This window comes from Hallerella sp., assembly GCF_022776125.1.
GTDB classification, from domain to species: domain Bacteria; phylum Fibrobacterota; class Fibrobacteria; order Fibrobacterales; family Fibrobacteraceae; genus Hallerella; species Hallerella succinigenes.
The window spans coordinates 52,160-76,425 of record NZ_JALFIA010000018.1; the positions used below are offsets into that span (position 1 = coordinate 52,160).

The window sequence follows — 24,266 nt, forward strand, 5'->3', positions numbered from 1 at the left end:
TACTTTTGCTTGTAAATGAAAGAACTTTATCAAAAATTGCGCACTTTTACCGGCAAAAGCTATGGCCTGTACAAAAGCTTGACCGGAAAAACATGGAACTTTGGCGACTTCGACATGGAATTTATCCATGTGCAGGGAGATCCGTATGCTCCGGCTTCGCGCCTTAAATTCAACGCTCCGATTGAAATCCTCGGCATTCCGACGGAATGGGGAAATTCTCCTGTAAAACGCTTGGCCCTTGCCGACTACTTGCTGCGTAGGCTCAGTGCGGAAGTGGAAATCCGCTCGGAAGAAGAAAAGCTCCCGATTCACGTTCTGGTTCCGGGCGAAGAAGTGCTTGTGCGGAACGCGCTTTGGGTGGGCGGCCCTTCGGAAAACGGTGGCAAGGCGGTCGTCGAAGTGATACTCTCGGTGGGGCTTCCGGGCGACAAGCGCATTATCGATGTGCCTGCGGCGGTGGATCTTTTGACAGCGACGATTCCCGACCTTTTGATGGCGCTCTATTTGAAATCCGAAGCGGAACGCGCCGAAGCTCTGAAGTGCATTGAATCTTTGGAAGTTCGTGAAGCGCTCCTTGCCGCTGTGCAAGAAAAAGGCTTTGTCGCCTTCGTTCCGAACGGGGCGATTTTACCGCGTGAATCCGGAACGAGCGACCTTCCGAAAAAAGATGCGGTCCCGTTTGAATCTCCGAAGGAACTGCTCCAAACCTTTGAAGTCTGTGGAAAAAAGATTTCGGGCATGGCGATTCCCAAAGGCATTACGATTATCGCGGGCGGAGCTTACCACGGAAAATCGACGCTTCTTTCGGCGCTGGAAAGTTCTGCCGTTCCGCATGTTCTTGGTGATGGCCGAGAATGGATTGTAACGGATCCGTCGGCGATGCGCATTGCTGCGGAACCGGGCCGCATTGTGAAAGGAACGCGTATTGCGCCGTTTGTGCGACAACTCCCTTTTGGCGTTTCTACGGAAAAGTTCGAAACGCGTTCCGCTTCCGGTTCTACAAGTGAAGCGGCGAATGTGATGGAAGCGCTTGAGTTTGGATCGAAAACTCTTTACGTCGACGAAGACGCATCGGCGGTAAACTTCCTCATTCGCGATGCGCGCATGCGCTCTCTCGTCGGCGAAAAAGATGAACCTCTGATTCCGCTTTCGGATCGCGCAGAAGAATTGAAAAAGCTCGGGGTGAACATGGTTCTTGTCGTCGGCGCCTGTGGCGATTATTTGAAGGTCGCCGATACGGTGCTTGTGATGAAGAATTACGAGCCGGTGGATGAGACGGCAAAGGCGAAAGAAATCGCCGCGGCTTCGAGCCAGCAGGCTCCGCTAGAAAAGCTTCCGTCTTTTGGAAATCTCAAGTGCAGACCTTTTCCGGCGCTCTCGGAAGATCTTGTCGGCGGCGTGAAAACGCGTACCGCCCAGGAGCGCCAGGTGAAGATTCGCCTGCGTGGAACGGAGCTTACAATCGGTTACATCACTGCGGATTTGCGAGCCCTTTTCCCGACCGCTCGTACGGCACAGCTTAGCGGTCTTGGGCTCTTTTTGCTCAATATGCTGCAGAACGTAGAAGAGCTTCCGACCGACGAAGCGATCCACAAACTTTATGTGCAGATTCAGAATGTGGGCTTCCGCCGACTTCCGCAAGGATTTTCCAAGGATTCGGAGCTTCCGCGTGAACAAGAAATCGCTGCGGCGCTACTCCGTTTTGAAAATCCACCTAAACCGTAACACCTTGTAGGTGAATTGAAAATTTGAGAACATTTCAATGGAGATGTCCGTGATGTAAACTTTGTAAATTTTTGTTTTCAAACTTCTAAAAATTACGTAAATTCAATGTTTTTCTGATTTGATTTATTTGTGATTTGAAAAATCTATTGTGTTTTTGATAATTTGATATAAATTTTCTTTTAGAAATTTTGAGAACATTCTCAAAGTAAAGGGAAAAGGGTGGACCTATGAGAACAAAACAGGCAATCTTCGCTACGGCTCTTCTTGCAACGAGTGCATTTGCTGTGACCGCTCCGGATCTTCCGATGACGGGATGGGCAACTCAAAACGGAGGCACCACGGGCGGTGCGGGTAAAACCACGGTCACCGTGAGTAACGTGGACGATCTACGCGCGTATGCAGAAAAGGGTGGCTACACGATCTATGTGAAGCCGGGAACGTATACCGTTCCTTCCAAGAGCGCAATCAATGTCGGCGATAACGTGACGATTTACGGCTATCAGGGCGCGATCATTGCACAAACCTATACCGGCACGAAGAACGAAGACAACACCGTTTTAAACATTGTAGGCGATAACGTCATCATCCGGAACATTGTAGTGAAGGGCGCTGGCGCTGTCGATAAGGACGCGGGCGACTGCATGCATGTCCAGGGCGGATCTCACGTTTGGATTGACCACGTCGAAGTCTACGACGGCGAAGATGGAAACCTGGATGTGATCAACGGTGCGAACTATGTGACCATTTCTTGGAGCAAGTTCCACTACACCAGCGCTTCTTCAAATCACCAGTTCAGCAACCTTATCGGCAATAGCGATAGTAAAACGACTGACTCCGGAAAACTCAAAACCACGATGCATCACAACTGGTGGGCAGACGGTGCCAAGGAACGTATGCCGCGCGTGCGTTTTGGCGAAGTCCATGTAGCGAACAACCTTTTCGATAGCGATGATGCGAGCCACTGCGTGCGTGCTGCCTATAAAGCGAATTTGCGTGTGGAAGGCAACGTGTTTATCGGGGTGAACAAACCGATCGATCTTTATGACGGGGACTATACCGCGGTTTATTCGAATGGCAATTACACGGAAAATACGAGTGGAAATTCCGGTAGCGGCACGAATTCGAACGCCTTTACGCCGACGTATTCCATGAGCATTACCGATGTGAGCACGAAGGCAAAGGCTTATGCTCTCCGCGATTCCATTCAACTTTATGCGGGAGCGACCCTTCCGGATCCGGGTTCTTCGGGCACGGTAACGCCTGCTTCTTCGAGCGCTACGGAGTCTTCGAGTTCTGTAGCCTCATCTTCCTCAGTGAAGAGTTCTTCTTCGATCGCGACTTCATCGAGCTCTGCGGCAGTGAGCGGTGCGGCGGCATTGACCAAGCACGGTTCGGGTTCTGCCACGCAGACGGTCGCTCAGGGTGAAGCGATTGCGAGCTTCTATTACACGATTGAAAATGCGACGGGCGCAACGGTGACGGGTCTTCCGGATGGTGTCGCGGGAACGCTTGACGGCTTGAATATCACGATTTCGGGTTCGGTTTCTGCAACGGCAGCTGTGGGAACGTACAAGTTCACGGTGACGACGACCGGTGCGACGGCAAACGTTTCGAAGTCCGGGACGATTACGGTGACGGCTGCAAACTCTACAGCTTCTTCGAGCTCCGTTGCGCTTTCTTCTTCCTCGGAAAAGAGCTCCTCTTCTGTCGCGATTTCGTCTAGCAGTGAAACGGTCCTTTCCTCGAGCAGCGAAGAAGTCGTGGAATCTTCGAGCTCTGAAGCGACGGAAGCGATTTCGATGGTGAACGTGGCGAAGACGCAGATGAGTCTTTCTCCGGCGGTTATTTCTTCGACTTCGACTCTTCGCTTTACCGCTGCGCATCCCGGCATGGTGCGGGTAACGCTCATGAATGCGATGGGCATTGCGGTGCAGTCGGTACGTGTGTATGCGAACGCCGGTGAAAATTCGGTGAATCTTTCTCGCGGATCGATTGCTTCGGGAACGTACTACTTGAATGTCCGTGGCGCCGGTTTGAGTCTCTCTCGCCGTGTGAAGGTAGACTAAACACTTACTCACAACCAAAACCAAGAAAGGTTCTCCGAACGGAGGATCTTTCTTTTTGTAATTTGAAAATCATGAAGCATTTTTTCGGCATCGTGTTGGCAAGTACCGCAATTTCGCTTGCGGCGCTTTCGGAAGAAGTTCGGGATAACTTTGTCGTCTCTTGCGAAGAAGGAGGCTCTTCGCCTGCTTTTTGCGATTGCGTTTTTGGCAAGGTGGAACAGAAATATTCCCAGGCGCAGATCGATGCGATTGAACTGAAAATGCGCCGCGGTCATGCGGACATGGGCTACACGAGTTTTGTGAAAAAGGCTTCGCAGGAATGCGATGCAAAGCTCAAATCGGGCTCCTCTCTCGGCGCGCTTGCCGCAAGTGAAGACGCTCAAAAATCTCAAATGCCAAAACGGGATCAAAGCGCCTCGGCTTTTTCCGCAGAAGATCTCGCCGCGCTAGAAGCTTTGGGCGTTGACGCGGACTTTGCCCAAGGCGTGATGAGCGCGCTGCTCGAATCCCCGGAATACAAGAACATTTTCCTTGCGGACTGCGCCGTAGAAATTCGTCCGTACTTTGGAACGAGCCGGGCGGCAAGTACGTGTGAATGCGCCTATCAAAAGATCATTGCGAACAGCGGTGTAGAAAATCTTATCCATTTAGTCGATTCCAAAGGCGAGATGAATGACTCGCTCGCTTTGGAAATGATCTTGCCCTGTGTTCCAAAACAGTACACGGCGGAAATGGAAAAGTTCTTAATGGATTCTTGTACGACGGTTGTGTCGAAAGAAATTTGCAGCTGTGTTGTCCGGGATGTGAAAAAACACTTTACCCTGGAAGAACTTTTACGTCGCACCGTCGCAAACCCGACATTCATTCAAGGCTATGTGACGGGCGCCGCAATGCGCTGCAAGGAATATTAAACCATCGGAATGGTAACGATCTGACCGACGGACTGGTAAACATTGGCCTGAGCCTGTCTAAAGCAGAGAACGGCAAAATGCGGATCGTCGATCGAATAAATCTTTTGCGCGAACGGATTCTGTTCCAGTAAAGCTTCTTTGGCTTCGCGGTTTGGGTCCGGAGCGATTTCGCCAGTGATGCGAATCCAGTCGTCGCCCGCCATGGCGCAGATTTCCACCTTCGGATTTTCGATCATCTGCTTGTAGCAATCCTTGTCGTTTTTGGTGCAAATGTACAGACGGTTATTGTACTTGGCGACGATGCCGAACGGGCGGCATTTCGGCTGGTTGCCGTCGGTGGTGGTCAAGTAAAAAACGCCTGCTTTTTTCAAAAATTCGAGCGCGGTTTCCATAAGATTCAAATCTCCGATTGGATGTGGAACACTTCAAATGTATACAATTTTGAAGTAACGGAACAAAGCTTAAGCGGGAACTCCTTAGAAGTAAGTTAAACTTTCGCATGTACGGTTTGGGATGGAATAACTTATTTTACCGATGAATGGAGAACTTATGACTCATAAAATGTGGACCGCTTTGGCGGCTTTTTCGGTAACGATCGGTGTGGCTGCGGGAATTGCTTCGGCAGCTTCTGTGACGATAGATCCTTCTTTTACAAAGCAGAAAGTGGTGGGCTTTGGCGCGGGGAGCGTCTATTACCAGAATTGGATTACGGCTCTCGGTAATGAAAAACAGGAAGCCCTTTACGACACCGCTTTCACGGGTTTGAACCTTTCGCTTTTACGTGTCGGTAATTGGCTACAGGATACTACGGCTTCTCTAAAAAACGATTCCATCATCATTCGGGCGGGTAAGGCTCGTTTGGGTGACAAGATGAAGGTTTTGATGTCGAGTTGGTCAGCTCCGGCTTATTTAAAACCGAGCGGCAGCGTGAACGGAAGCGACGCAGATGGCGACTCCTTGAAGGCGACTCTCAAGACTTCGAACTCCGACAAGTACGGTAGTTACGCCTACGGTGATTTTGCTCATTGGTGGAAGGTCTCTTATCAAAGGTATGCCGCAGCCGGAATCGCCCCGGATTACATCAGTTTCCAGAATGAACCGGATATGTTTGCGACGTATGAAGAAACGCTCTTTGCTCCGAGCGAAACATCGAGACGCGCAGGCTATGCCGAAGCACTGATCGCTATTTACGATTCCCTTTCAACGCTTCCGAATGCACCGACGATTGTGGGTCCTGAACCTCTTGGCATTGGCTATAACAATTTCCAGGGTTACATGAACGTTTTGGACGAAACCAAACTCGGTGGGTATGCTTACCACTTGTATCACGCCGGGGATGGTCACGACAATTCTTTGAACAATTACAAGAACCCGGAAAATTTCCGTTCTCCGATGACGAAAATCGCAAGCTCTTACGGCTCGGATACAAAGCCGATCATTATGACGGAATTCTGCTCTATGGAAGAAAATGGCGTGGAATCTTACATGGTGGGCCTTGCGCACATTATGCAGGTCGGTTTTACCGATGGCAAATTGAACGGCTACATCGCCTGGGAACTTTTCTGGGGTGAGGGCAAGGGTCAGCTGATTGGTGTTTGCACAAATGGCTGGGGCAATTGTACAGCTGATGAAATCACGATCAGCCCGGAATACCACGCAATGCGTCACTATTCCAAGTTTGTGAATCCGGGTTGGAAGGTGATTTCGACAGCTTCTGATGAAACCGCTTTGAAGACTGTCGCTTTTGTGAGCGAAGATGCGGATTCCATTTCGCTGGTTTTAACGAATTCCGGTACAACGGCTTTGACACTTGACCGTCCGAAGGTTTCGGGTTACGGCACGGCTTATGCGGTGCAGTCCAAGGAAAACGGTTTTAAGAGCAAGAGCATTACCCTTTCAAGCTGCTTTGTGCTTCCTGCGCGTTCCGTGACGACGCTTGTGCTGGTGAAGGGCGCTACCGAAGCGTCTGCAACGACTTGCGAAGACGAAACAACGGATGAAAGTAATGTGAAGCCGGTTTCTTCCGATACGCTCGTACTTGTGGATTATAGCGAAACGACCGATGTTTCGAACTGGAAAAGCGATGAATCCTTGACGGCGGTTTCTTATGGTTCGAAGGTTCTCGATGGAACTTCGGGTTATGCGGAGGTGCCTCTTGCCGGTTGCGCGCAGAGCGATTGCGGTTATCAGCATGCAATTTTTGCTTTGCCGTCGAGTGTGAACACCGCTTTGCAGGAATGCTCTGCGATTGAAGTGACGATGCATTCCATGGCCGATACGACGACCTATGTGAACGTGGGTGGCGCCGGCGGTTCACAATGGGTGAATTACAAGTACGGCGTGCAGGGCGGTAGCGAATCTTGGGTGACGACGACGATTGACCTTGCAAGCGAAACGGGTGACGCGAACACGGTCTACGGTTCGACTCAGCTTACCTTCAACAGCGATGGTCCGGGCGTTTATATTTCGAAGATCATCGCTACGGGTTGTGGTTCTTCGTCGATTCCGGTGCGTAAGGTGGATTACACGCCGATCGCTGCAAATGGTATTTCCAAGATTTATGACTTGCACGGTCGTATGGTCTGGACGGGAACACTTTCCGAAGCGGAACTTTCCGGTCACACGCTTCATATTCAGAATTTGAAGGCGGGCGTATATATGATTCGCTCGGGATCTCACACGACGACCGCTGTAAAACGCTAAATTATAGGCGTGAAAATTGAATTCGAACCAATCGGGACCTTCTACAGCCAGGCTTCGTACAAGTACGAAGTCCCGCGGCAGGGGGTCTTTTTTCGTGGGCATCCCGGACGGATAGAGCTTTTACCGCATAAGGGATTTGAAGAGGCTCTCCGCGATTTGGGAAGTTTTGAACGCCTATGGATCGTTTTTCATTTTCACCAGAATTCCGGTTGGCGCCCGACGACTCGACCGCCTGTTCCGCCCGCGGATCACGACCGCGTCGGAACCTTCGCTTCGCGAAGCCCGTACCGTCCCAATCCCATAGGACTTTCTTGCGTAAAGCTCGTTTCCATGGAAAAGCTTACGTTGCACCTCGATGAAGCGGACCTGTTGAACGAAACTCCGATTTTGGATATCAAGCCTTACATTCCCAAGGCGGATGCTTTTCCGAATGCGAAAGCGGGCTGGGTGGATGCGCAGAACGTGGAACAGTGGAAGATCGTTCCGAGTGAAATTTTTAAGGCGGAAAGCGATTGGATTTTTGAAATGTGCGGCTGGGATTTGCAAAGCTTTGCCGAATGTCAGCTTGCAAACAGCCCGCTGGATTCGACACGGCGCCGTGTGAAGGTAAATATGGAAACGCATACGGCGGAGCTCGCCTTCCGCACTTTCCGTATGGACTTCCAGTTTGACGAGGCGAAAAAACAGATTCTTTTGCTTCGAATTCGCAGTGGATATTCGGCTGCGGAACTCGCTTCGACGGAAGACGTCTACCACGACAAGCCCTTGCATTTGGCGTTCTTGAAGCAAAAATTTTAAGGCGTCAATTTTTGACGCTTTTTGACAAAGGCTTTGTAACGGCAAAAGTCTAAAAAACTATTATTGTTCACAAATCTCTAATTCTCTTTTGGAATTTTTTATTCGAGGTTCTTATGTCTGAATCCACTCGCAAAGTTCGAGTCCGTTTTGCTCCGAGTCCGACTGGCTATCTTCACGTCGGTGGCGCTCGTACTGCCATTTACAATTACTTCTTCGCCAAGGCGATGGGCGGTACGTTCTATCTGCGCATTGAAGATACCGACCGCAAGCGTTACAATGAACAGGCGCTTCAGGATTTGATGCGCGACCTCAAGTGGCTCGGTCTCCACTGGGATGAAGGTCCGGGTTGCGAAGGGGATTGCGGTCCGTACTTCCAGAGTGATCGTTTGGAAATCTACCACCGCGAAATCCAGAAGCTCTTGGACGCGGGCTGCGCTTATTACTGCTTCTGCACCGAGGAACGTTTGCAGGAAGTACGCGCAGAACAGGAAAAGTCCCATGTGCCAGTTACCGGCTACGACCGTCACTGCCGTCACATTAGCCGAGAAGAAGCCGAAGCGCGTATTGCCGCTGGCGAAAAGGCGGTTATCCGCTTTAAGGTTCCGGAAACGGGTGTGACGGAATTCGACGATTTGATCCGCGGTCATATCTCTTACCAGAATGAACTTTTGGACGACCTCGTGCTGATCAAGCGCGACGGCTACCCGACTTATCACTTTGCAAGCGTCGTCGATGACCATTTGATGGGAACGACACACGTGCTCCGCGGTGATGAATGGATCAGTTCCACGCCGAAGCATGAACTTTTATACAAGGCTTTCGGTTGGGAACCTCCTGTATGGTGCCACCTGCCGGTGATTCTCGACAAGAACGGCGGTAAGCTCAGTAAGCGTAAGGGGGCTGCATCGGTCGGTGACTTCCGCGATCTTGGATACTTGCCGGAAACTCTCGTGAACTACCTCGCTCTCCTCGGCTGGAATCCGGGTGACGATCGCGAAGTCATGACGGTGAAGGAAATGATCGATTGTTTCACATTGGACCGTATCAATCCGAAGTCGGCAAGCTTTGACGAAAAGAAACTCCAATGGATGAACGCTCAGCACATTCACATGTGCGACAACGCATTCCTCAAGGGCCTCATGAAGGAAGGTCTCGCAAAGAAGGGCGTCGATCTTTCGAACGAACCGGAAGAACGTCTGGACATGATTGTGACTCTTCTCAAGCCGCGCGCTCACTTTGTGCAGGATTTGGCGGATATGTCTGTTTACTTCTTTGTCGCTCCGACGTCTTACGACGAAAAGGGGATGAAGAAACACTTTGGCGCAGGTTCTAAGGTTCTTGCGACTCTCGTCCGCGATACTCTCGCTGCAATCGACGAATTTAAGACGCCGGTCATCGAAAAGGCTTTTTATGACTTGGCTGAACGTTGCGGTCATAAGGTCGGTGAACTTGTGGGCGCTCCGCGTCTTGCGGTTTCCGGCGTTGTCGCTGGTCCGAGCCTTTGGGAACTTTTTGAAACCGTCGGCAAAGAAGAAACGCTTCGCCGTATCGACGCGGCTCTTCCGCTGATGCAGGACTAGTTCAGAGGCGAAATGCTCCGATCCTGGACGTACAAACTCATCGAAAAAAAGTTCTACTGCGCAGAATGCAGTGCGATTTCAACGTACAGCATTTATTCGCGAGAACCGTTTTCGGTGCACGCTGGCGTCCCGTTCGGAATACCTCTGGTCTGCCGTTGCAAACTCTGCGAAACGTTCTTTGTGGCGTTCTCACAAGAGCTTTACTTCGGTAAGCCGTCTTTCAATGCGGAATATGCCAAGCTCCTTTCGCAAAATCGGATTGCGCCGAACGATTGGGTTTACGTCGATGGCAAAACTCGACCGGGCTGCGTTGCGGGACATTATTCGACGCGGACGGAAGAAGTGGTGGAACTCGACTTTGGCCATGGCGAACGTGAAAAATTCACGCGCCCGCTGATGACGCATTTTAACGAACGCGCTCCGCTGGGATTCAAACTTTTGCCGGCGCAGGCGGGTGTTGCCCTTTTGGGCGATCCGATTTATCACGTGTTGCGCCAGATGACCGGTTTTGTCGTCGGTCGTGTTTCGGATCATGGCGCAGAAAAGCTCGTGGTGCAGCTTGAAAACGGAAAGATCATTTTTATGACGCTTCCAGATGAGTATCAGCTGCTTCCGGATCGTGTTTTGCTTGAACATTTGACGGAATGCGTGAAAACGTATTTTTCGTCGATCGTGGAGACGGTCAAGCTGAACGTGGTGCATTCGGTTGTTTACGTTTACGGATCGGTTCCGGAACTTCCGTTAAAAGAAGAAGTGATTCGTGAAATCAAAAAACTGCCGGATATTCGCGGTGTTGTGGATTTGCTCTCGGTGAGAATCCCGGGCGATCCGATTCCCGATGATGAACTTTGGCGTGCGGTGCTCCGCATTTTAGAAGATCACGATTCGCCGTTCTTTAATTGTGAAATTCAAGTGAGGGACGGTATATTAAAGTTGAACGCCTATTACACTTCGGGAAGCGATTTCAGGACGACGATAGCGCGCCTACGTCACATTCAAGGCTTGCGTGATGCTCAGTTTGAAATCGAAGAAGTGGGCGCTCCACCTCCGCACATGCGACACGTGGCGGATATGCTTCGAGTCAAGATGAAGCTTGATAAAAAGGCAAAAATGGATCAACGGCTGCGCATTATTCCGATGGCGGACGGCGTTTTGGTGGAAGGGTCGGTCAAAAGCATGTTACAAAAAAGCCTCTTGAATATTTTTATCGCACGTGCCGCGAAAGGAGTCCGAATTGATACCCGTATCCGAATTGATAATTCCTTGGGGGAGATATAAGAATGTCTTCGACTTATGATAAACTCAATCAGGTGAAAAAGCGTTTGCAGGAACATCCGACGAGTATCCAAGAACTCGCCGATTACATGAACTGCAACATTCGCACGATCTACCGCTACATCACCACGCTCGAAGGGGAAAACTGCGGTCTAAAGCAAGATAAGAAAACGCACCGTTTCTTCATTTCGCCCGATGTGCCGAAGCGCCCGGAATCTCTGATACGAGAACTGAAGTCGGCGCAAAAAGTCTTGGACAACATGGGCGTCGCTCACGGAAAGAGCATCAAAAAGGCGATCAAGATATTAAACGGCGAAGTATCGGAATCCGTCGAAGCCGCAAATCACGCCATCAACGTGGATAACGATTTTGTTGTGGACCTTGGACCGTTCTCGGAATACAGCGAAAACTTGCAGTTCCGCGAAACGGAAATTGACAAGTTCCTGGACGCGATTAAGAACCGCAGCAAGCTTAAAATTACATACGTTTCTGCGCACGACAATGCAACGGAAGAAAAAATCGACATTTGTCCGGTCAAGCTTGTGCTGCGTGTGGACACGCTTTACCTTGTCGCCTATGTAGAGCTGGGGGAAGGTAAGATGGAACGTCGTTTGTTCGCCGTGCGCCGTATTCGGAACTTCCGCAAGACCGGCGGATTCTTCCCCGAAATTCCGTTCAGCTACAAAGACCTTTACGCGAATTGCTTTGGCAAATATACAGGGAAGGATTTTCCGAAGATCAAGCTTGTGATGGAAGTGAAATCTTCTTGGTTGCAGACGCAGCTTCGGGAAGCGCACTTTAATCCGCCGATCAAAATTCGAAAGCAGAACCCGATGACCGTAGAATTGAATATTTGCGATACTCCGGATCTCGAAGGTTGGTTGCTCGGTATTCTTCCGGATGTGAAAATTTTGGAACCGGAAAGCCTTAAAGAAAGGCTGCGGTTACAGCTAAAAAAATCAAGTGAAGCATTATCATGATATCGACACATCTGTCTGATTACTCATTTGAATTCCCCAAGGAACTGATTGCTTCGCGCACGCCGGGCAAGGGCAAGACGAAAATTCTGCACTGTTCCAAGAACGGCGGCCCGCTCGAAATAGTTCCTGCCCCGAAGATTGTGGACTTTTTTAACCCCGGTGACTGCATTGTGGTGAACAATACGAAGGTGATACCGGCACGCCTTTACGGGCACACGATGCACGGCGGTGAAGTGGAAGTGCTGCTTGTGCAGACGCTTTTCCCCGATGAACAGGGGCACGCCCGTTGGGAAGCCTGGGTGCGTCCGGGTAAAGCTTTCCAGATTGGACGTGAACTGGAAATTGCCGGTGTCAAGGTGACCGTGGAAGCGATCAATCCAGACGGCGCCCGTGTGATCCGCTTTGACACGACTCCGGTCGAACTCGAAGCGATTATGAACAAGCAGGGGCACGTTCCGCTTCCTCCGTACATCAACCGTCCGGACGACGAAGAAGACAAAAAGGCGTACCAGACGATCTTTGCCAAATACAATGGAGCCGTTGCCGCTCCGACGGCGAGCCTCCACTTTAGCGCGGAAATGCTCAACGATCTCAGGGCAAAAGGCGTCCTCATCGCAGAGGTCACTCTCCACGTGGGACCGGGAACATTCCAGAACATTTCGGAAGAAGATTTTCGTGAACACAAAATGCACGGCGAACATTACGAACTCACGCAGGAAAATGCGGACATCATCAACAACGCTCGCAAGGCGGGCGGGCGCATTGTGCCGATCGGAACGACGAGCACCCGCGTCATCGAAACGATTGCCGCCGAAGATGGGACACTCAAGGCAGAAACCGGTGTGACCCACGCCTTCTTCTATCCGGGCTACCGTTATAAAATCACCGATGGACTTCTCACGAATTTCCACTGGCCCAAAAGTTCTTTGATTCTTCTCGTCGCCGCGTTCTACGGCAGAGAAAATACGCTTGCCGCTTACAAGTATGCAGTGGAACATCAACTGCACCTCTTTAGTTACGGCGATGGTATGTTAATTCTTTAAGGTTTACACCACGGTAAGATTATGGCAAAACAACCACTTTACTTCGCAATTCACGGACACTTCTACCAGCCACCTCGTGAAAATCCTTGGACGGGTGAAATTGAAAATCAGCCAAGCGCCGCACCGTTCCACGATTGGAACGACCGAATCGCTGCCCAGTGCTACAGCCCGAATGCCGCAAGCCGCATTCTTTCGGGCGGTGGACGTATCAAGGACATAGTCAATAACTATGAATACATGAGCTTTAACATGGGCCCGACCCTGATGGGTTGGATCCGCACACATTTGCCAGACACTTACCGTCGCATCCAAGAAGCGGATGCAAAAACGGTCCGGCGCCTTGGACACGGCAACGCAATCGCTCAGGTTTATAACCACATCATTATGCCGCTCGCTTCGCCAGAAGATCGCATTACGCAGATCCGTTGGGGCATCAAGGATTTTGAAACGCATTTTGGCAGAAAGCCGGAAGCGATGTGGCTCGCCGAAACCGCAATCAACATGGATACGGTGGTGGATCTGATTCGCGAAGGTATCAAGTTCACCATCCTTTCTCCGACACAGGCTTTAAAGTTCCGTCCGCTCGGCGGCACGAATGATGCGTGGAAGGGTTGTGAAAATACGGACATCGATACGACCCGTCCGTACCGCATCTTCCCGGTCGACGCCGAAGGCAACAAGATCTGCGATGGTTACCTGGACGTTTTTTTCTACAACCCGTGGCTTTCGAGCGCTGTCGGATTTGAACATCTTCTCCGCGACGCCAATGTTTTTGGTAAGCGCATCCAAGATGCTTTTGACCCGAACCGCGACGAACCTCAGCTGGTGAGCATCGGAACGGATGGTGAATCTTACGGTCACCACGAACCGTTCGGCGACATGTGTGCCGCTTGGCTCTTTAACCATTACGCTCCTCAGCACAATATGATCCCGGTGAACTTTGGCTGGTTCCTTGAAAAGTTCCCGCCGCAGTACGAAGTGCAACTGAAGAACGCACATTCCGAAGGCTGCGCCTGGAGCTGTGCACACGGCGTGGGACGTTGGTACCGTGACTGTGGCTGCTCAACGGGCGGCGGTGCGGACTGGAATCAAAAGTGGCGCACGCCGCTTCGTGATGCGATGAACTTCTTGAAAAAGTTTGCCGATGACGTGTTCCTGCGTGAATTCGAAAAAATCGGCAAGGTCAACGCTTGGGACGCCCGCAACCTTTACGTGGACGTCCTCGTGAAGCCGGAAGAAAAGGAGCGCAAGGAAAATTTCTTGAACGAAATCTTGCGCGACCCGAGCGATGAAAAAGCTCGTGCAACGGCGATTCGTTTGATGGAAATCGAAAAGTTCTGTCTGTTCACCTTTACGAGCTGCGGTTGGTTCTTCAACGACATCGAAGGTCTTGAACCGGTACAGAACATGCGCTATGCGGAACGTGCCATGGAACTTCTCCGCCCGTTCCTCCCGATCAACCATCCGATTCGCGACCAGTTTATGAGTATTCTCGGACGCGCTACTTCCAATGAACATCGTTGGAGCGGTACGGAAGTCTTTGTGCGCTATGCGATGCCGGACATGCCGGTCGCGCTCAAGCTTCTTGCGGAGCGGGCTGTCGTTTTGCACATGGGACTCGACAAGTACGAAAATCCGGAAGAGCTCGATTCGCGTATTTCTGCAAAGGTTGTAGCTTCTCGCAAGTTTGAAACGGTTGTCCATGTGACATTCGACGACAAGGATATCGGTGAAAAGACCGAAGCGACGATTCTCACGTTGAGCGATTCGATGGGCAGAATTACGTCGGTCGTCTTCAGCGATACGGATCCTGCTTCGGTGAGCTTTGTGCCGAATCAGAATGTTTCGTTTAAGCAGTTGCAGGTGCAGTTCCCGACCGCTTACGTGCTTCGCATGCGTCATTTGATGAGCGATTCTCTGCGCCATATCAACATTTTGCTGACGAAGTCCCGCTTGGAAAGCGTCACGAAGTCGTTCAACGGCTTTGCTCTTTCGCAGGGCCTTTCGATCGATTCGCTCGCTGACCAGGATCACACGCTTACCGATACGATGCGCAAGGCGCTTTCGCTCGAAATCAATGCAAAAATTCACGAAATGGCTCTGCAGTATTTGAAGGGTCACGATGCGGAACTTTTGGAAGATGTGCACGAACTTGTGGATGAAGCGACGGATCTTCGCACGCAGTTCTCGTTCGGCGGCACGGGCCGTATGTTCCACAAGAAACTTACGGAACTCATCGCCAAGGCATCTTCGGAATACGATGAAAATGTGATTTCGCATATCACAGGCCTCATCTCGATGGCGGGCTGGTTGCACTTGTACATCGACAAGACAACGCTCGAAAATCAGGTGTTCCCGATTTACCAGAAGTACATTGAGAACCCGGAAGACCCGCATAACCGCACTTTGCTCCCGATGTTTGACTGGCTCAACTTTGAACGCCGTTCCAAGGAACGTTAATTTCCTAAATTGAAGGATACTATGGCTCTCACATTCTACAATACAGCATCTCGAAAAAAAGAACCGTTCAGCCTTCTCCCCGGTAACGATACCGTGAAGATGTATTGCTGCGGTCCTACGGTTTATCACTATGCGCATATCGGCAACTTGCGCACCTATATTTTCGAAGATACGCTCTGTAGAACTCTCGAATATTATGGTTACAAACTGAACCACATTGTGAACATCACGGACGTCGGGCATTTGACAAGCGACGGCGACACCGGTGACGACAAGATGGAAAAGGGTGCAGCCCGTGAAGGCAAGAGCGTGTGGGAAATCGCTCAGTACTATACCGACGCCTTTATGAAGGACTGGCACGCTTTGAACATCGAAGAACCGACTCGTTGGACAAAGGCGACCGATCACATTCAGGAACAAATCGATTTGGTGAAGACTCTCGAAGAAAAGGGTTACACCTATCGCACCTCGGACGGTATTTACTTTGACAGTTTGAAGGACAAGCATTACGCTGACTTCGCCCGTTTGGACGTGGAACACCTTCAGCAGGGCTCCCGCATTGACATGGGTGAAAAACGTGCCCCGACGGACTTTGCTCTTTGGAAGTTCAGCCCGAAGGACAAGAAACGTTTGATGGAATGGGACAGCCCGTGGGGAATCGGATTCCCGGGTTGGCACATTGAATGTTCCGCAATGGCGATGAAGTACAACGGCCCGACGCTCGACATTCATTGCGGCGGAACGGACCATGTGCGCGTTCACCATACAAATGAAATTGCTCAGAGCGAATGCGCAACCGGAAAACCGTTTGCCCGTTTCTGGATGCACGGTGAATTTTTGCGCTTGGACGGAAACAAGATGAGCAAGAGTTCGGGCGAATTCTTGACGGTGAGCGTTCTCATGGACAAGGGTTACAACCCGATGGATTACCGCTTGTTCGCCCTCACCAGCCATTACCGCAACTACTTGAACTTTAGCTTTGAATCTCTCGACAGCGCCCGTGAAGCTTTGAAGAGCCTTCACAAAAAGACCGATCCGCTGATCGGCAAGGCGACTGCGATTCAAAGTGAAGAAGCCAAGAAGTGGCAACAGGAATTCAAGGATGCAATCGGTGACGATTTGAATATGCCACGCGCCCTTGGAATCTTGAACAGCATTCTGAAAACGGAACTTTCTGAAGGTGAAAAGGCGGCTCTCGTTGCAGACTTCGACAAGGTACTCGGGCTGAAGCTCGATCATCCTCGCGAAGAATTTGTGAAGAAGCCGGACCCGAACGCCGTCGACGACACCGCGGAAATCGAAGCTTTAATCGGCCAGCGCACGGAAGCTCGCAAGGCCAAAAACTGGGCAGAAAGCGACCGCATCCGCGACCTGCTCAAAGAAAAAGGCGTTGAAATCAAGGACTCGAAGGACGGAACCAGCTGGAAAAGGGTGTAACGATAATGTCAATTGACAGTTATCAAAGCTCAGCTTTTCGAAAAAAGAAGCGGGTAAAACGCAGTATCGGTTGGAGGTTCTGCAAGGTCGCATGCGAGTGATTGCAAGGAATGAATCCGACTGTTGTTTGTAATCTGCAAAAACAGAACATCAAGAGCGGCTGACAAGAATTCCAATGTGTTAATTAAAATAGCTTTGCAAATTTTTCTTCGAGAGCAGCTTTTCTAACGTCAGCGCTCTGAGTGCCTGTGTGATGGCGTCATCGATTTTTTGGTAAAGACCGATGCGGATTGCTTTACGGTAGTCGGTTTCTTCTTCGGTGGGGAGAGGCGGATCGACTATCGTCAAATCTCCTTCCAAGTTGCTGAGGACATCGTGCAGTTGGATTTCGCTGGGGGGCTTTGCCAAAATGAACCCGCCGTTAGACCCTTTGATGGATCGAATGTAGCCGGCGCGCTTGAGCGAGACGGCAATCTGTCCTAAATAGGCGGAAGAAATGTCTTGACGTTTAGAAATTTCTGCGAGGGTCGTGTGCGTGTCAAGCCCTTGTTCTGCAACGTCGATTAAGAATCGAACTCCGTAACGGCCTCTGGTCGAAATCTTCATGCGGCGCTTTCTCCTTGTATGCTGCGGTAAATCGAGACAAGGTCTGCGAGCGTGATCGCATGAATGACGCTTTCGATTGAAGTCTCTACGTCTTCCCATACCGTTCGGCTTTCGCAGATTTCGAATTTGGAACATTCGTCACCGTTCAAGCAGGGAATGCTGTGGAGAGTCGTTTCCATCAAGTTCAACACCTGATAGGCAGTAATTTCCTGTGGAGCTTTGGCAAGCTTGTATCCACCCTGTACGCCTCGGCTTCCCGTTACAAATCCCGATCTTTTCAGCGGAATAAAGAGTTGTTCCAGGTAGCCGTCCGAAATATGGGTCTTTTCGGCAATCGTGTGGATGCTGTAAGGCTTATCCTCTGTCGCTGTCGCTAGACACAGCAGCGCTTCCAAAGAGTACTGTCCACGTGTTGAAATCTTCATCTGCTCACATCAATCGCTTTCAAGCCTGGGCGTGAATTGGCAAAAAGAATGCCGAGCGATACACCAAAGCCGTGATTCATTTCGTCGGCAAAGGTCCACTGGTAGGATCCTTTGAGTCGGAGGGAAATCCAAGATTCTCTAAAGAAGTATAAACCCGCATTTGCTTCCACGGTCGGACCGATGCGCTTTTCAAAGGAATCCGCAAAGTCATCTTCCGGAATTGCCTGCACACCGGCCATGCCGCCGACAAAAGGCGCAATGTCTGTCGGCAAGAGCTGTTGCTGCAAACCGATCTTTGCGTCGAAACCGTTTCCCGGAAAAGAATATCCTATGTCGCCCGTCACGCTTGTGTACGGCAGAATCTGGAAATTGCTGATGAAGTTTACATTGCCAAAGGCAGTGCGGTTGCTTTTCCAAGCATCGCTCAAAGGTTTTACGACGCTGATTTCCAAACCGTAGCTGGCGAATGGGCTATAAACAGAGCGTCCTTCCCCTGCAAAACTGAGTACGGCTAAAGCGCAAATGGCAATCATGATCTTTTTCATAGTAGAGTCTCCCAATGCAGACCATTCTGCAATATAGAAAAATAATCAAAAACTTTAGTGAACCGCTAGGAATTGTCTTCTTCTTGGATAAAGCGTCATTTTGTGTTTTAAAAGGAATGCTTTACTATATTTTCCCCTAAACTCACAATTCAACAAAGGGTAAATATGTCTAAAATTCTTCGCCTTTTTGTGCTCATGGCTGCTATGACCGCTCTCGTCGCTTGCTCCGGCGGCGGTAAAAAAGTCACCCGTATCGAATCCGAATCCGTGACCGATCTTTCCGGTAAATGGAACGATACAGACTCCCGTCTCGTTGCAGAAGAAATGATCCAGGACTGCATTGCTCGTCCATGGTACAATAAGCTTTTGAACACGAAGAACGGTGAACTCCCGACCGTCGTCATCGGCAGTGTCCGCAACAAGAGCCACGAACACATCAACGTGGAAACCTTCATCAAGGATATGGAACGCGCTCTCATCAACTCCGGCAAGGTGGATTTTGTTGCGAATGCTGAAGAACGTGGCGAACTCCGCGCAGAACTCGCTTCCCAGTCTGGAAATGCAACGGAAGAAACCCGTAAGGAAGCCGGTCAGGAAATCGGTGCAGACCTGATGCTCACCGGTAGCCTCAATTCCATCGTGGACCAGGAAGGCGGCGAACAGGTCGTGTTCTACCAGATCGACCTTCAGCTTGTCGACATTCAGACCCACAAGACCGTCTGGATCGGCGATAAGAAAATCAAGAAGTACATGAGCCGTTCCTCGGTGAAGATGTAATTCGAAGTTAGGAACTGTTACCATGAAGATCCGGTTTTTTTTGTTTGTTCTTTGCTCCTTTCTTTTTATCGCCTGCTCCAATAAATCGATGGTGCGATATGAAGCTCTTTTGGAACCTCTCAAAAAGGATGGCTTCTCGGGGGCAATCAGCAAGGTACAGGGAGAAAAAGAGGATCTTTATGGCGACAATACCTTGTTCCTTTATCACTTTGACTTAGCGACGCTATACCATTACAACGGCGACTACAAAAAAAGTGCCGCGGAATTTGAAAAGGCGAAGCAGGTTTATGAAGATCTCTACACGAAGTCCGTAACGAATGAAGCGGCTTCGGTGATTACGAATGATAATGTGCGTCCGTATCGCGCGCGCCCGTTTGAAATTTTAGCGCTTTACGAAATGAATATCGTCAACTATTTGGCGATGAAAGATATCGACGGCGCCCTGGTGGAAGCGAGAGCTTCGGACATTGCCTTGCAGGCTCTTTACCAGAAGGATAACGACAAAACAAATGATGCCGGATATCTCCGTTATCTGATCGGCCTTGTTTATGAAATGGAAGGCGAAAGGGATAATGCTGCGATTGCTTACTACAAAACGGCAAAGGCTTATGCAGAAGAAGGCATGCCAATTCCGGAAGAAGCGAAAGCCTTTATCAAGAACACGCTTGAAAAAGAAGGGCGTGCCGACGATCTAAAGAGTATTGGACTTGCGAACGGGAAAGCCCCGATGATTGTGCCGATGACGGCAGAAACGGGTAACGGTGAAATCGTAATTATCGGTTATGCAGGCCACAGCGCCATTCTCGGTGAATGGATGCTTTCGGGAACCTATGTACGCGGTGGCGTTTTGAATGTAATGGGCAAGAATCCGCAAACAGGCAAGGTCGATGGACTGACGATTCCGTTCCCGGCAACAGCGGTCGGCTCTCACGGTGGAACGACGTTTTCGGTGACGATTGCAATTCCGGAACGCAAGGATGTGCCGCACGTTGTAGAAGGCTTTGAAGTTCGGATTGATGATAAGCGCTTGCCGTACAAGCCGGAAGTCTATGTAGACAACACGCAGCAGCTTGTGAAGAATTTGAAGCAGGAACGTGCAACAACGCTCGGCCGCACCGCGGTTCGCGTCATTACTCGCACGATTGCCGCTCAGCAGGCAAAGAAGGCGATGGAAACGGATAACGTTTTTTTGAACCTGGTGACAAGTATTGGAACGGATGTGGCCGCAGGCCAGCTGGAACAGGCTGATTTGCGCGTCGCGCTCTTCTTGCCACATCAGGTGCGTATGGCTCGTGTGCCTGCAAAACCGGGGACGCATACGGTTAAAGTTCTTGCGACGAACAGCAACGGCAGCGCCGTGAAAGAATACACTTATACCGTACATGTGAAGGCTGGCGACAAGTCCGTCATTGTTGTCCCGGCGATCAGATGATTGCCGCGTCACTTCGTTCCTTGCAATGACAGTAGACGAGTCCTTGCGATAACCACGCCATCGGCTCGTTATGACACAGCGGAATGCCATTGCGGGCGAAGCAAACAGATTATAACATTTGAGCGAGTTCAGTAAAATTTTGCGCGGAGGCCGTACCTTCGTGTTTTTTGCCATAGAGAATCGTTTGCATCCCGACGGATTTTGCTCCTAGAATATCGCGCTTGTAATTATCCCCAATCATGACACAGTCTTTGGGGTCTGCGCCAAGCTTTTGCGCAATGCTTGTGAACATGATGGCGGCAGGTTTGTCTGCGCCTACTTCTTCGCTCACGGTAATCTTGTCGAAGATTCCCACAAGTCCAAGTTTTTGAAGTTTGCGAATCTGAATGTGCAATGTTAAATCGGAGCAGATACCGAGAGGAATTTTTTTCGTTTTGAGCTTTTGCAAAAGTTCAAACGCTCCCGGAAAAATTTGCATCGCGTTCAGGTAGGCGTCCCAGTAGGCGTTGTACATGGGGATGTCGTAAATCTCGCCTGGCAAGTTCAGCACTTCGCACATGTGATGGTAAAAGAGAATGCGGTTGTGGCCCGCCGCGGTCAGCGGATTCAAACGCTTTGTTTCCATGTCGCATTCAACGTAGAGTTTTACGAACTCATTGCGCGGTATTTGGCAAATCGGATAGAGGTAAGAGTAAACCGCATCACGGCCAGCGTTGTCGCAAGGCGTGTAAGGATAGAGTGTGTTGTCCAGGTCGAAGATAATCGCTTGCATAGGGAAAATTTAGTTTTTCATTTTTTAAGTAGACGAATCGCCTTCTCGAGCGTCTTTAAATACAGGTGAGGAAATCTTCGCCTGCTTTGCGGGGGCGTTCCCGTTGATGAAGAAAGATGAAGACGACGAATGTTCCAGATAATTACGAGGATTACAGGGGCTCGGGCGTTTATGCGGACCTGCTGCTGGATCTGACCTTTAAAAAGGCGTTCAATCCCGATACGCAAAATAAGGTGTGCCTGATTGAACTTTTGAATGCGCTGCTCGAAGGCGAAATCGACGAACCGATTGAAGACGTACAGTCCCGCAACAAGGAGCATAATGACGGATCGAACGAAAACCGCACGACGATATTTGACCTGCACTGCGTAGACACGAAAAAGCGAAAATTTATTATCGAAGTGCAGATTGCTCCGCAAGAAAATATCGTGAACCGTGCGATCTATTATGCTTCCCAGACGGTTGTTTCGCAAGGGGAGCGAGGACGCGGTTACAGCTACAGTTTAGATCCTGTGATCACGGTGATGTTTATGGAGTTCAGCGTGTTTGATGAGCAGGACAAGTATCTCCGAAAAGCGATGCTTCGGGAAAAGGATGGCGCGAGAATTTCACAGACGCTGAACTTTGTGTTTGTGGAACTTCCGAAATTCAGAAAGAAGCTTGAAGAGCTTGAAACAGATCTGGATAAATGCTTGTACGCTCTCTGTCATATTAAGGAACTTCGGAAGATGCCTTCGAAGTATACAGGCTCCTCTTTCGAGCTCTTGTTCCGCACTGCTGAATTAGCTAAATTCAGTAAAGAGGAACAGAAGATGATTGACGCTGCACAGAAAGCCAAGTGGGATGCGTACGCGATACAGAGCTACCGCGAAAAAGAGTCTGCACGTTTGCAGGAAGAGTCTGCACGTTTGCAGGAAGAGTCCGCACGTTTGCAGGAAGAATCCGCACGTTTGCAGGAAAAAGACGTTCGCCTCCAAAAGGAAAAGTCTCGCCTACAGGAAGAAAATACCCGCATGCAAGAGGAAGCTGCTCGCATTCAAGAAGAAAATGCCCGCGTTCAAGCGGAAAAGTCTTGCCTACAGGAAGAAAACGCCCGCATTCAAGAGGAAGCTGCTCGCATTCAAGAAGAAAACGCCCGCGTTCAAGCGGAAAAGTCTTGCCTACAAGAAGAAAAGCGACATGTTGCGAAACTTCTCAAAGCGAGTGGAGTCCCGTTAGATGAAATTGCGGCCCGAATTCATCTTTCGAAAGAAGAGTTGAAAACTCTTTAGAATGTGAATAAATTAACCGAAAAGGCTCTTTCTCTTGAAAGGGCCTTTTGCGTGCCAACAGAATTCGGTCATGACGTTTTCATGACAATTGAAAGGCTCCATTTATGGGATAAAATCAGAAAATGTTGTCATATAAACGTAATTTTGGACTTTTTTATCCCAAAATTTCGCCGATTTCTCGATCTTGTAAATGAAAGTTTAGTCCAATTTGGAATGCTAAAATGGCCGATTTTTAAAGAAATTCGCAAGTTTTTGCATTTGCGTGACTAAAAAATGACAAGATGATGACAAAACTATTGCTTCTTTAAAACAAAACGTATATATTATCCGTGTTGATCAAAAGCAACAAAACCTTTAAAACAAGGAGTTCAATTATGAAGAAACAAGGTTTTACTCTTATTGAATTGATGGTCGTCGTGGTCATCATCGGTATTCTCGCTGCTGTCGCAGTTCCTAAGCTCTTCGGCATGATCGCGAAGTCCAAGGCTTCCGAAGTCGGTCCAGCTGCTGGAACCTACGTGAAGTTGCAACAGGCTTATGTTTCTGAAGCAGTAGCTATTGGAACTTGGTCTGTTATTGGTTATAAGGGCCCTGGCAACAATACGAACGCTACTGATGCTACCGGTGGTGCATCGTCTAAAACGAATAATTTCAGCTACAAGGATGCAACCGGATATGCCAACAACACTGCAGCTTTGGATGCAACGGGAAAGGTCGGTTTTACTGCCCACAACGAAGCTAAATTGAACGATTGTAATCCGGGCGACCATTGGACCATTACGGTTAAATCAGGATCAGCTGCTGGTGAGGCAACCTTCACTCCGAGTACTCTTGATCAAACCTGCTTACAGCTCACTCCGAACTGGAATCAGATCGGCAAGTAATAGCTAGCAAAGTTTAGGATAAAAAAAGAGCCCTCTTTGGAGAGCTCTTTTTTATTGTGTTTTATTAGGCGATTACTTGCCGATTTTGTCGAAAGTCGGAGTAAGGGCTACGCAACCTGCACCGGTAGCGCTTGCAGAGAAGGCTACATCCTGAACGCTTTCGCCAGCATTAAGATACACGTTCCAGTTGCTCGCGGCAGTAAATTCCTTGGTGTTGGCGGAACCAGCAGTGCATTCGTTCAATGCGGTGCGGTTAGAAGCGGACCAACCGAGAGTGCTGCCAGAAACCGTCACGGAAGCTTGTGTGCCGATAGAACCGATACCATAGAAGAAGTTCGTCGTTTCACCGCCGTTCGGAGCGGTGTAACCGATGAGCGTCCAACCACCAGCCTTGCCGGATTCAGCGAAATAAGCCTGCTGCAACTTCACGTAGGTTGTGGTAAATTTATGCTGTTTTAGTTCAAAATTGCGAAGGGGACCCATCTTCTATAGAATTTTTCTTGGAATTCTATTGGTGATATAATCGGGTTGTGATCCCCTTGAATGATGATGCGCGTCCTTGGATATTTTTGCGCT

At 49.8% G+C, this 24,266-nt stretch carries 21 protein-coding genes; 15 read left to right on the plus strand and 6 right to left on the minus strand.

The window, feature by feature from the left end; all coding sequences use genetic code 11:
- The first annotated feature begins 15 nt into the window (after nucleotides 1-15).
- From MR847_RS02575 to MR847_RS02585, 3 genes are all read left to right on the plus strand, one after another.
- Complete coding sequence (locus tag MR847_RS02575) at nucleotides 16-1,725, plus strand: ABC-ATPase domain-containing protein (RefSeq protein WP_287722865.1); 1,710 nt, start codon at nucleotides 16-18, stop codon at nucleotides 1,723-1,725.
- 227 nt (nucleotides 1,726-1,952) lie between these two features.
- The gene (locus MR847_RS02580) at nucleotides 1,953-3,791 is read left to right on the plus strand and encodes a pectate lyase family protein (RefSeq protein ID WP_287722866.1); all 1,839 of its coding nucleotides are present in this window, start codon (nucleotides 1,953-1,955) and stop codon (nucleotides 3,789-3,791) included.
- A 71-nt stretch (nucleotides 3,792-3,862) separates the two neighbouring features.
- The gene (locus MR847_RS02585) at nucleotides 3,863-4,702 is read left to right on the plus strand and encodes a hypothetical protein (protein ID WP_287722867.1); all 840 of its coding nucleotides are present in this window, start codon (nucleotides 3,863-3,865) and stop codon (nucleotides 4,700-4,702) included.
- Here MR847_RS02585 and MR847_RS02590 read toward each other — a convergent pair.
- Nucleotides 4,699-5,094, minus strand: a complete 396-nt coding sequence (locus MR847_RS02590) for a pyridoxamine 5'-phosphate oxidase family protein (protein WP_100425179.1) — start codon at nucleotides 5,092-5,094, stop codon at nucleotides 4,699-4,701. The genes MR847_RS02585 and MR847_RS02590 overlap by 4 nt on opposite strands.
- 157 nt (nucleotides 5,095-5,251) lie before the next feature.
- On the opposite strand from MR847_RS02590, the gene MR847_RS02595 reads away from it, so the two are divergent.
- From MR847_RS02595 to cysS, 8 genes are all read left to right on the plus strand, one after another.
- Nucleotides 5,252-7,405 carry a T9SS type A sorting domain-containing protein gene (locus MR847_RS02595; RefSeq protein WP_287722868.1) on the plus strand — a complete coding sequence of 718 codons (2,154 nt, stop codon included), beginning with the start codon at nucleotides 5,252-5,254 and terminating at the stop codon, nucleotides 7,403-7,405.
- 9 nt (nucleotides 7,406-7,414) lie between these two features.
- Nucleotides 7,415-8,203: a tRNA (N6-threonylcarbamoyladenosine(37)-N6)-methyltransferase TrmO gene (tsaA, locus tag MR847_RS02600; protein WP_276999910.1), complete on the plus strand. Its 789-nt coding sequence runs from the start codon at nucleotides 7,415-7,417 to the stop codon at nucleotides 8,201-8,203.
- Between the two features lie 113 nt (nucleotides 8,204-8,316).
- On the plus strand, nucleotides 8,317-9,783 hold the full coding sequence (gene gltX, locus MR847_RS02605) for a glutamate--tRNA ligase (RefSeq protein ID WP_287722869.1): 1,467 nt from the start codon (nucleotides 8,317-8,319) through the stop codon (nucleotides 9,781-9,783).
- Nucleotides 9,784-9,795: 12 nt separating this feature from the next.
- Nucleotides 9,796-11,061 (plus strand): BON domain-containing protein, encoded by a 1,266-nt coding sequence (locus MR847_RS02610; RefSeq protein WP_276999904.1) that lies wholly within the window; start codon nucleotides 9,796-9,798, stop codon nucleotides 11,059-11,061.
- 2 nt (nucleotides 11,062-11,063) lie between these two features.
- Nucleotides 11,064-12,038 (plus strand): helix-turn-helix transcriptional regulator, encoded by a 975-nt coding sequence (locus tag MR847_RS02615; protein ID WP_276999901.1) that lies wholly within the window; start codon nucleotides 11,064-11,066, stop codon nucleotides 12,036-12,038.
- Nucleotides 12,035-13,081 carry a tRNA preQ1(34) S-adenosylmethionine ribosyltransferase-isomerase QueA gene (gene queA / locus MR847_RS02620; protein ID WP_241899469.1) on the plus strand — a complete coding sequence of 349 codons (1,047 nt, stop codon included), beginning with the start codon at nucleotides 12,035-12,037 and terminating at the stop codon, nucleotides 13,079-13,081. The genes MR847_RS02615 and queA overlap by 4 nt, the downstream gene beginning before the upstream one ends.
- A gap of 21 nt (nucleotides 13,082-13,102) precedes the next feature.
- A complete protein-coding gene (locus tag MR847_RS02625) occupies nucleotides 13,103-15,541 on the plus strand; it encodes a DUF3536 domain-containing protein (RefSeq protein ID WP_287722870.1) in 2,439 nt (812 codons plus the stop codon).
- Nucleotides 15,542-15,562: 21 nt separating this feature from the next.
- Nucleotides 15,563-16,978: a cysteine--tRNA ligase gene (gene cysS, locus MR847_RS02630; protein ID WP_100425173.1), complete on the plus strand. Its 1,416-nt coding sequence runs from the start codon at nucleotides 15,563-15,565 to the stop codon at nucleotides 16,976-16,978.
- Nucleotides 16,979-17,158: 180 nt separating this feature from the next.
- Here the strand turns inward: cysS and MR847_RS02635 are convergent, their stop codons facing one another.
- Genes MR847_RS02635 through MR847_RS02645 form a run of 3 tightly spaced genes read right to left on the minus strand, consistent with a single transcriptional unit; the run spans nucleotide 17,159 to nucleotide 18,554 of the window.
- Nucleotides 17,159-17,584, minus strand: coding sequence for an RrF2 family transcriptional regulator (locus MR847_RS02635; RefSeq protein WP_276999894.1), 426 nt, complete (start codon nucleotides 17,582-17,584; stop codon nucleotides 17,159-17,161).
- Nucleotides 17,581-18,009 carry an RrF2 family transcriptional regulator gene (locus tag MR847_RS02640; protein WP_287722871.1) on the minus strand — a complete coding sequence of 143 codons (429 nt, stop codon included), beginning with the start codon at nucleotides 18,007-18,009 and terminating at the stop codon, nucleotides 17,581-17,583. The genes MR847_RS02635 and MR847_RS02640 overlap by 4 nt, the downstream gene beginning before the upstream one ends.
- Nucleotides 18,006-18,554: a hypothetical protein gene (locus MR847_RS02645; RefSeq protein WP_100425170.1), complete on the minus strand. Its 549-nt coding sequence runs from the start codon at nucleotides 18,552-18,554 to the stop codon at nucleotides 18,006-18,008. The genes MR847_RS02640 and MR847_RS02645 overlap by 4 nt, the downstream gene beginning before the upstream one ends.
- Nucleotides 18,555-18,719: 165 nt before the next feature.
- Between MR847_RS02645 and MR847_RS02650 the strand changes: the two genes are divergently transcribed.
- Nucleotides 18,720-19,331, plus strand: a complete 612-nt coding sequence (locus tag MR847_RS02650) for a penicillin-binding protein activator LpoB (protein ID WP_106519993.1) — start codon at nucleotides 18,720-18,722, stop codon at nucleotides 19,329-19,331.
- A gap of 109 nt (nucleotides 19,332-19,440) precedes the next feature.
- A complete protein-coding gene (locus tag MR847_RS02655; RefSeq protein ID WP_287722872.1) occupies nucleotides 19,441-20,763 on the plus strand; it encodes a COG3014 family protein in 1,323 nt (440 codons plus the stop codon).
- A gap of 109 nt (nucleotides 20,764-20,872) precedes the next feature.
- On the opposite strand, the gene MR847_RS02660 is transcribed toward MR847_RS02655, so the two are convergent.
- A complete protein-coding gene (locus tag MR847_RS02660) occupies nucleotides 20,873-21,535 on the minus strand; it encodes an HAD family hydrolase (protein WP_287722873.1) in 663 nt (220 codons plus the stop codon).
- 116 nt (nucleotides 21,536-21,651) lie between these two features.
- On the opposite strand from MR847_RS02660, the gene MR847_RS02665 reads away from it, so the two are divergent.
- Nucleotides 21,652-22,806 carry an Rpn family recombination-promoting nuclease/putative transposase gene (locus MR847_RS02665; RefSeq protein WP_287722874.1) on the plus strand — a complete coding sequence of 385 codons (1,155 nt, stop codon included), beginning with the start codon at nucleotides 21,652-21,654 and terminating at the stop codon, nucleotides 22,804-22,806.
- 374 nt (nucleotides 22,807-23,180) lie between these two features.
- Nucleotides 23,181-23,690, plus strand: coding sequence for a type IV pilin protein (locus MR847_RS02670; RefSeq protein WP_287722875.1), 510 nt, complete (start codon nucleotides 23,181-23,183; stop codon nucleotides 23,688-23,690).
- Between the two features lie 72 nt (nucleotides 23,691-23,762).
- Here the strand turns inward: MR847_RS02670 and MR847_RS02675 are convergent, their stop codons facing one another.
- Nucleotides 23,763-24,173 carry a hypothetical protein gene (locus tag MR847_RS02675; protein WP_287722876.1) on the minus strand — a complete coding sequence of 137 codons (411 nt, stop codon included), beginning with the start codon at nucleotides 24,171-24,173 and terminating at the stop codon, nucleotides 23,763-23,765.
- Nucleotides 24,174-24,266: the final 93 nt, after the last annotated feature.

What these genes read in the sequence shown, in the direction of transcription:
- MR847_RS02575 (WP_287722865.1), top strand. Translation starts at nt 16, where the DNA reads ATGAAAGAACTTTATCAAAAATTGCGCACTTTTACCGGCAAAAGCTAT.
- MR847_RS02580 (WP_287722866.1), top strand. Translation starts at nt 1,953, where the DNA reads ATGAGAACAAAACAGGCAATCTTCGCTACGGCTCTTCTTGCAACGAGT.
- MR847_RS02585 (WP_287722867.1), top strand. Translation starts at nt 3,863, where the DNA reads ATGAAGCATTTTTTCGGCATCGTGTTGGCAAGTACCGCAATTTCGCTT.
- MR847_RS02590 (WP_100425179.1), bottom strand. Translation starts at nt 5,094, where the DNA reads ATGGAAACCGCGCTCGAATTTTTGAAAAAAGCAGGCGTTTTTTACTTG.
- MR847_RS02595 (WP_287722868.1), top strand. Translation starts at nt 5,252, where the DNA reads ATGACTCATAAAATGTGGACCGCTTTGGCGGCTTTTTCGGTAACGATC.
- gltX (WP_287722869.1), top strand. Translation starts at nt 8,317, where the DNA reads ATGTCTGAATCCACTCGCAAAGTTCGAGTCCGTTTTGCTCCGAGTCCG.
- MR847_RS02610 (WP_276999904.1), top strand. Translation starts at nt 9,796, where the DNA reads ATGCTCCGATCCTGGACGTACAAACTCATCGAAAAAAAGTTCTACTGC.
- MR847_RS02615 (WP_276999901.1), top strand. Translation starts at nt 11,064, where the DNA reads ATGTCTTCGACTTATGATAAACTCAATCAGGTGAAAAAGCGTTTGCAG.
- queA (WP_241899469.1), top strand. Translation starts at nt 12,035, where the DNA reads ATGATATCGACACATCTGTCTGATTACTCATTTGAATTCCCCAAGGAA.
- MR847_RS02625 (WP_287722870.1), top strand. Translation starts at nt 13,103, where the DNA reads ATGGCAAAACAACCACTTTACTTCGCAATTCACGGACACTTCTACCAG.
- cysS (WP_100425173.1), top strand. Translation starts at nt 15,563, where the DNA reads ATGGCTCTCACATTCTACAATACAGCATCTCGAAAAAAAGAACCGTTC.
- MR847_RS02635 (WP_276999894.1), bottom strand. Translation starts at nt 17,584, where the DNA reads ATGAAGATTTCGACCAGAGGCCGTTACGGAGTTCGATTCTTAATCGAC.
- MR847_RS02640 (WP_287722871.1), bottom strand. Translation starts at nt 18,009, where the DNA reads ATGAAGATTTCAACACGTGGACAGTACTCTTTGGAAGCGCTGCTGTGT.
- MR847_RS02645 (WP_100425170.1), bottom strand. Translation starts at nt 18,554, where the DNA reads ATGAAAAAGATCATGATTGCCATTTGCGCTTTAGCCGTACTCAGTTTT.
- MR847_RS02650 (WP_106519993.1), top strand. Translation starts at nt 18,720, where the DNA reads ATGTCTAAAATTCTTCGCCTTTTTGTGCTCATGGCTGCTATGACCGCT.
- MR847_RS02660 (WP_287722873.1), bottom strand. Translation starts at nt 21,535, where the DNA reads ATGCAAGCGATTATCTTCGACCTGGACAACACACTCTATCCTTACACG.
- MR847_RS02665 (WP_287722874.1), top strand. Translation starts at nt 21,652, where the DNA reads ATGAAGACGACGAATGTTCCAGATAATTACGAGGATTACAGGGGCTCG.
- MR847_RS02670 (WP_287722875.1), top strand. Translation starts at nt 23,181, where the DNA reads ATGAAGAAACAAGGTTTTACTCTTATTGAATTGATGGTCGTCGTGGTC.
- MR847_RS02675 (WP_287722876.1), bottom strand. Translation starts at nt 24,173, where the DNA reads ATGGGTCCCCTTCGCAATTTTGAACTAAAACAGCATAAATTTACCACA.